Below are 7,311 nucleotides of genomic sequence, written 5' to 3'. Positions count from 1 at the left end.
GGGCAAGAACTGACCGGCAAAATAATCAGTGCCATCCCGAGAGATAGAAGCAAACAGCTCGGCATGCAACCTTGCTCCATTATCAAACCGGCAAGCTGGTTGGGCTTTGAAGCGCCAAAGTTGTCGTGAAATGGCATCTTGTACCAGATCTCGCCAGGCCAAACGCCCCATCAAACCTTGCTCGGTCCCCCCTTCCATCACCACAGCACCACGGCGTTCATTGCGCGCCTTGCCAAGCGCATTATCGGCTTTGGTCAACAAGGCAGAGAGATCATCATTACCATCACGACCGGCAATACCGATGACGGAGAGCGCATCCCCTTCGCCCATTGGATTCACCACCAGATCGGCAATGCGGCTATTAATCACTTCAGCCAGCTCTTTTAGCTGAGTCAGATCGTCAGTTGGACAGAGCAGCGCATATTCCGTCGCGGAGATCCGTGCCAAGGCTGCGCCATCCCACCCTTTTAATTGCTCTTTCAAAGCCTGAGCTATCGATTTGACCATGTTGTCGCGGGCAGCAAAGCCTTCATCGCGATAGATATCATCCAGCATGTCGACCGCAACCAGCATGACGCCACCTTGGCCTGCCTCCGCTATCCATGCGTTTACCTGACCCACAAAATAGGCTCGGTTGCCAAGTCCCGATACGGCATCGACATAAACCCGCTCACGCAATTTCTCGGCCTCATCGGCTTGCTCTTTGAACTGCAACGCCAACTTGCTTGAGAGGGTGTTGATCGCCTGAACGACCTGCTTCAATTCATGAGTTTTAGGCTCCGGGATCGTATGACCGAAATGGTGCAACTCGATCTCGACGGCTTGATCACAGATCTGTTTGAGTGGCTTGAGCAAGTAGTTGAGTGCTCTCATCAACAAAATGGTGGTGATCAAAAAGCCGACCAGAAACCAGCTCGCCAGCTCACTCATCCCACGCCACAACTCGTAATAAGCCTGGCCGGGGTGACCCACTACTTTTAATTTTCCAAGCTGCAACCAGCCAGATGTCAGAATTGACTCGTTGGATACCTCAGGAAACAGTCCCAAATTTACAAACCACCGCGGTACCCCCTGAATATTGTTGGTATTTTCCTGCTCGATGACATCCTTTGATGCCAGCAGGTCAAGGCGAACCAGTCGATAATAGCCGCCATCAAAAATAGCCTGGATCACCGACTCGGCACCGACCTTGTCACCGTTTTCCAGATAGGGGGTGAGCGCAAGCCCCAGTGAGGTTGCCGTATTGATGACCGTTGTTTCCTGTTGCTGCGCCAGATAAGTGCGGGTTGAATTGAATTGCACCCAGTATGTGGCCGCAAATAACAATCCAAACAGCAGCAGCATGGTGGCTAATAACTGTCGATAGAGCGTCATAGGTTAATCATCCAAATTCACCACTGGCCGAGCCAATCGCCCCGAGGTCATGCGATTGCGTAAATCATTCCATAATCCCAAGCGGGATGATTGACCAGCCAGTTCCCCTTGGCCTCGTGCCTTCATCAACCACAAGTGACTACCGTTAAAACTGTAAATAGGCACCAGATCACGCCGCTGTGTGGCAGGGCGAATCGAGCCTATCAAATTATCCAAAATAACCGGAACGGAAGAGGGTGTCTCATAATATGCCACCACCATGTGAAACTGGTTGTAATCAAGAGCCTTGACGTACACCATCCGCATTTTATCATCCGGGATCCCAAGCTCGAGCAGCGTAGAGTATTTGGCGATACTGAAATCTTCACAGTCTCCCCCGGCGGCCCCCAAAAATTCTAGCGGGGTTGCCCAATAATCCTTTTTGCGCCACAACTTGATATCGTCAATAAAACGCATCCGATTGAAAAAATTATTAACCCGCTCAAGCTTTTTTTCTTCGCTCAGGGCCCTGCCCTTCGTCTCCATGACCAGCATACGCCAACTGGTTACACGCTTGCCGGCTCTGGCGCCATAGGTCTGCTCCGCCCGTTTGATCAAGTTGAGATCTTCCTGTGGCAGAGGCTGACTGGCACAGAGCAGAAGTGAGAAGGGTAACAGCAGGATCCATAAGGAGTGGCGCAGAGCGCGTAGGGATCTGTATCTCCATTCATTAAGAAGATAACACCATCGGCTACCGGTTCCGCGCTGGAGTGTCACATCATATTCCTGCTGCATTATTACTGCTGCACTCCTCAAAGCTCGTACAACAACCTGCGTTAGCCAAACATGGTGACTGCCAGCAGCAGTCACCATGTTGGCGTTCATGATCCCTGCGGGATCATGAACAAACAGTTATTGCCTGGCCTGCCATTCAGCGGGTTGTTTGACGCTAAATGCATTGAGCAGACTGCCTGTCGCGTTGAGAATGCGATAGTCAGCCAGCAGTGCATCATACTCGGCAGTGATATAGCTGCGACGCGCCTCGAACAGTTCGTTCTCGGTGTTCAATACGTCCAGCAATGTCCGTTGACCCAAACCAAACTGCTTCTTGTATGCCTGTACGGTGTCATAGCTGGCGTCAACATGCTCTTTCAGGAAGGTCTTCTGCTTGGCCAGCGACTCTTTCGCGTTCCAGGCCAGACGAGTGCCTTCCTCCACCTGGCGGAACGCATTCAAATGAATGTCTTTCGCCTGAGAGTAGAGCGCCGATGTTGCATTGCTCTCTGCCACATCAGAACCGCCACGGAACAGGTTGTAACGCATCCGCACCATGGCGGTCAGATCATCGTTGCGCCCTTTGACCGCATCGATATCCTCATTCCAGTTCTGATCGACCTCGAATGTCACATTGGGGTAGAAACCGGATTTGGCACCTTCATGTTGATACTTGGCCGCTTCAATATCCTGCAGTGAAGAGAGCAGGGTCGGGTGGACTTCGGTCGCCGTTTTCAGCGCACTATCGAGGCTGGTCGGGATAAGTTCGGTATTGGGAATCGGCTGTAGCAGATCTTTGGGAACCTCGTTCACGACACGAATAAATTCACTCTCTGCGTCGCGATAGTTGTTTTCAGCAGCGGCCTGATTTGAATAGGCCCGGGCAACACGACCTTCAATCTGGGTCTGATCCGCAGTAGAGCCAAGCCCTGAATCAGTCCGCTTGCTGATGTCGCTGCGGATCTGCTCGTGGGTTTCCAGGTTCTGTTTGGAGAGTTCCAGGATCTCCTGCTGGCGCAGCATATTGAGGTAGACCTCAGCTACTCGCAGCGCGGTATTTTCAGCTTCGGAGATCATCGCCAGACGCTGGGCATTGGCTTCAGCTTCGGTTCTGGAGACGTTGTTGCTGACATCAAAACCATCAAACAACATTTGTCGCAGACTGAGTCCAGCCTCTTTGCGAGTCATGGAATCATCAATATTGCTGTTGGCGCTGGCAGCGCGGGTAGAAGGGCTGTCAGTTTTTTCATAGCCTACGCCGCCACGCAGATCGATCGTAGGATAATAGCCACCCTTGGCTCCATCATGCTGATAGAGTCGTGCCTGATACAGATCAAACGCTTCCTTTATCTTGGGATGCGTAGCAAGTGTCTGTGCCACCGACTCTTCCAGAGTCTGGGCCTGACCCAAACTCGGGATCAGGATGCAGCCACTGACCAGCATGGCAACAATCGTTTTTTTCATGTTATCTCCAGTCATGTTTTGTTTTTAGATTGTTGGCTTATCGTTCTCTCAGTGCCGACTGCTTTGCCCGTAAAATCGGCTTAAGCAAATAGTCTAGGACACTTTTTTTACCAGTAATGATATCAGCACTGGCTAACATACCGGGGATGATGGGAAGTGCGTTAAGCTCATCGCCCAAGTAACTCTTCTCTGTTCGAACCCGAACCAGATAAAAGGAGTTCCCCTCCTCATCCTGGATCGAATCCGCACTTATCTGTTCAACCTTGCCATGCAATCCTCCATAGATTGTAAAGTCGTAGGCAGTAATTTTGACGATGGCATCCAGCCCCGGTCGCAGGAAGGCGATATCTTTCGGTGACACCTTGGCTTCTACCAGCAAGGTATCCTCCAGCGGCACAATCTCCATCAAATCCATGCCGGGCTGAACCACGCCGCCCAGGGTGTTGATCTTGAGCTTCTTGATGGTGCCCTTGAGCGGAGCAATCACGCTGGTCCGGTCGACCCTGTCTCGCAAGCCAACCTGCCCTTCTGACAACTGGCCAAGCCGCCCCTGTTTCTCATTCAGTTCAGTCTGGGAATCTGCTCTGAACTTCAGCGCAATATCATTACGCTTGGAGATGGTCTCACGCAGTACCGAATTGAGTTTTGGGATCAGCAGACGGTTGCTCTCCAGCTCCCCCTGCATCTCGTTAACCTGCCGCTCCAGCTTAATTAGCTCCACTTGAGGCACTATACCTTCTTTCGCCAACGGACGGCTAATATTCAGTTCTTGTCTGGCCAAATCCACACTGCGATTCACGGTGCGGATCTTGGCATTCAGTTCAATCAGCTCCTGCTCTTTCTGTTCGATTTGCTGACCAAGAATATAGAGCTGGTTTTTCAGGTTATTGAGGCGATCCCGCTGTACAGACCGCTCACGGTGTGCGTATTCGGCAAAGACGGTTTCATAACCATCGGGAAACTGGATTGGCGCTTCACCTACCACGACCTGTTCACGCCACCCCAGTGCCGGGTCGTTTTTCACCTCGACGCTGGCCATCTCGGCGCGCAGACGGGCCACATCCCCCTTTAGAGTGACTACCTCTTGCTCCCGTTCTCTAAAGTCGGAGCGGAAACGGGTGTCATCAATGCGCAGCAGCGGCTGCCCCTTTTCGACGATATCCCCCTCTTTAACGAAGATCTCTTTGACGATCCCCCCTTCCAGGTTCTGGATCACCTGCAGCTGACGGGACGGAATAACCTTGCCCTGACCCACGGTGACTTCATCCAGTTCGGCCCAGGCCGCCCAGACGATGGCACTCATGAAAAAGAGGAAACTGCACCATAGCAGGATACGAGCTCCGGTCGGCGTGGTCAGCAGTACAGCTGCCGCGCCGTCATCGACAAACTCCAGATGCTCGGGTGCTGGCAATACCTCGCCGGAAGGCGTCTTTTTGCTGCGCTTGAACCAGTCCATGAGCCCCTTAACCATGGGACACCTCCTGCACGCGCACCTTGCCTTCCTTCAACTGCTGCAACACCACCTCTTTGGGGCCATCAGCAACGATCTGCCCCTGCTCGATGACGATCACTCGCGATGCCACATCCAGCATCGAGGTTTTGTGAGTGATGAGGATCAATGTGGTTTCCGGGCCAAGTCTGGCGAGCTCCTGTTTGACCTGCATCTCGGACTGGTTGTCCATGTTGGAGGTCGGCTCATCCATCACCAGAATGGGGGGATCATTGAGCAGGGCGCGTGCCAGCAGGATCGACTGACGCTGGCCACCGGAAAGCTGACGGCCACCCTCACCTATCTGCCGATCCAGCCCGTTGGGATCCCGGTTGGTAAAGTTGGTGACACCCGCCCGCTTGGCAGCGCGCAAGACCCTCACATCATCCACCAGCGGATTACCCAGCATGATGTTGTCCCGCACCGATCCGAAAAAGAGAATGACATCTTGCGGAACACAGCCGATATTGCGACGGATCACCGCAGGTGGCAGTTGATCGAGTTCAAAGCCGTCGATACGTACCGAGCCATCGGTCGGTCGATAAAGTCCCATCAACAACTTCTCGAGGGTCGTTTTACCCGCCCCAATCCGGCCGATAATCGCCACCTTTTCGCCCGGCTGAATGCGCAAATTGATATTGTGCAGGGTGCTGGTTTCCATTCCCGGATATTTGAAGGAGACATTTTCGAATTCAATTCGACCGGCAATCACCGGATGATGGATATATTGCTTGCCTTCCTCCTGCTCACCCGGGGTTTGCATGATTTTTTCCAGAATATCCAGTGCAGATTTGGCCTGGTTATAACGGGTCGACAACACGGAGAGTTGCACCATAGGCGCAATGGCGCGGCTGGAGAGCATCACGGCAGCAATCATCCCCCCCATGGTAACCAAACCTTCGGAGATCTGGTAAACACCGACGATCACCAGACCGACCGTCACCACCTGCTGGATATAACTGGCCAGTGAGGACATGGAGTTGGTAATGCGGCGGGTCTGTACGCCCCAGGTGGAAATATGGGAGACGGCCTGTTCCCAGCGATGCTGGAACATGCTCTCGGCGCCGAAAATCTTGACGGTTTCCAGCCCGGAAATACTTTCAATCAGGTTGGCGTTCTTCTGGGACGCAAGGCGTGAGCCCTCTTCGATGGACTGCTTGAGGGGCTCCTGAATATAAAAGCTGTAGGCGATGAGGATCAGCATAGCGACGATGGGAACCACCACCATTACACCTGCAAACATCCAGATAATAAAAAGGAAGAAGACGGCAAAGGGCAGATCGATAAGAGTAGAAACCGTTGCGGAGGTGAAAAACTCCCGCACCGATTCAAATTCCTGCAGATGTTTGGCGAACGCGCCGGTGGAAGCGGGACGAGACTCCATCCTCATGCCCATCACCTTGGCGAAAATCTTGGCGGACAGCAGTACATCAGACTTTTTACCGGCAATATCGATAAAGTAACTGCGCAACTGCCGCATCACAAAATCGAAGGTAAAGACCACCATAGCCCCGACCGCCAGCACCCAGAGTGAATCAAACGCCAGATTGGGCACAATCTTGTCATAGACGTTCATGGTGAAAAGCGGGCTGGCGATGGCAAACAGGTTGATCAGAATGGAGGCGATCAGCACATCGCGATAGATGCCGCGGGATTCGAACAAGGTGCTCCAGAACCAGTGGCCATCACGGGTTTCCAGCACCTTGGGCGAGCGTTCGTCAAACTTGAACTGCTTCTTCACGTAGAAGAGGCGTCCCAGATACTCATCACCCAACTGGGCTGCGGTCAGCCATTGCGCGGCATCACCGGCCTGCGGGAAAATCACTTTCCCCTGGCTGCGATCTTCGTTCCACTCCAGCAAAATGCAGGCGCCACCACTGCGCATCTGCAATACGCAAGGCAGCAGCAAGGGAGAAATATCGGCCAGTGGCTGGATCACTTCACGGGCGGATAACCCACCCCGCTCGGCAGCACGGCAAAAGAGTGCGGTAGTCAGGCGTCCGGAGACCAGTGGCAACCCGGTCGTCAGGGCATCCTGACTGTTGGGCACACCATAAAAACGGGTCAAGAAGACCAGACACTCCAATAACTCATCAATACGACTTGTTTCTGCTTGCATAGCATCCTGTCACTGCATAAATGAGGTAGATAAGAGCGTTCATCGCTCATATTTCCCTGCTATAGCCACGCTAAAACCGAGTGGCCTTCCCGCTGATGAGACTAATCAGGGG

At 53.0% G+C, this 7,311-nt stretch carries 5 protein-coding genes; all 5 read right to left on the bottom strand.

Annotated elements, in window-relative coordinates; genetic code table 11:
• Positions 1-1,374 (bottom strand): LapD/MoxY N-terminal periplasmic domain-containing protein (locus AACS18_RS07545; protein ID WP_108614046.1); only part of this gene is annotated, 1,374 nt, incomplete at its 3' end.
• Between the two features lie 3 nt (positions 1,375-1,377).
• Complete coding sequence (locus tag AACS18_RS07540) at positions 1,378-2,130, bottom strand: transglutaminase-like cysteine peptidase (RefSeq protein ID WP_005350994.1); 753 nt, start codon at positions 2,128-2,130, stop codon at positions 1,378-1,380.
• Positions 2,131-2,265: 135 nt separating this feature from the next.
• The gene (locus AACS18_RS07535; protein ID WP_108614045.1) at positions 2,266-3,591 is read right to left on the bottom strand and encodes a TolC family outer membrane protein; all 1,326 of its coding nucleotides are present in this window, start codon (positions 3,589-3,591) and stop codon (positions 2,266-2,268) included.
• Positions 3,592-3,628: 37 nt separating this feature from the next.
• On the bottom strand, positions 3,629-5,062 hold the full coding sequence (locus tag AACS18_RS07530) for an HlyD family type I secretion periplasmic adaptor subunit (RefSeq protein WP_181363423.1): 1,434 nt from the start codon (positions 5,060-5,062) through the stop codon (positions 3,629-3,631).
• Positions 5,055-7,199 carry a type I secretion system permease/ATPase gene (locus AACS18_RS07525; protein WP_005350980.1) on the bottom strand — a complete coding sequence of 715 codons (2,145 nt, stop codon included), beginning with the start codon at positions 7,197-7,199 and terminating at the stop codon, positions 5,055-5,057. The genes AACS18_RS07530 and AACS18_RS07525 overlap by 8 nt, the downstream gene beginning before the upstream one ends.
• Positions 7,200-7,311: the final 112 nt, after the last annotated feature.

Source organism: Aeromonas sp. HMWF015, from assembly GCF_963878965.1.
GTDB lineage: Bacteria > Pseudomonadota > Gammaproteobacteria > Enterobacterales > Aeromonadaceae > Aeromonas > Aeromonas veronii.
Note: the sequence above shows the minus strand (reverse complement) of the source record. Positions and strands in the feature narration are given on the sequence as shown.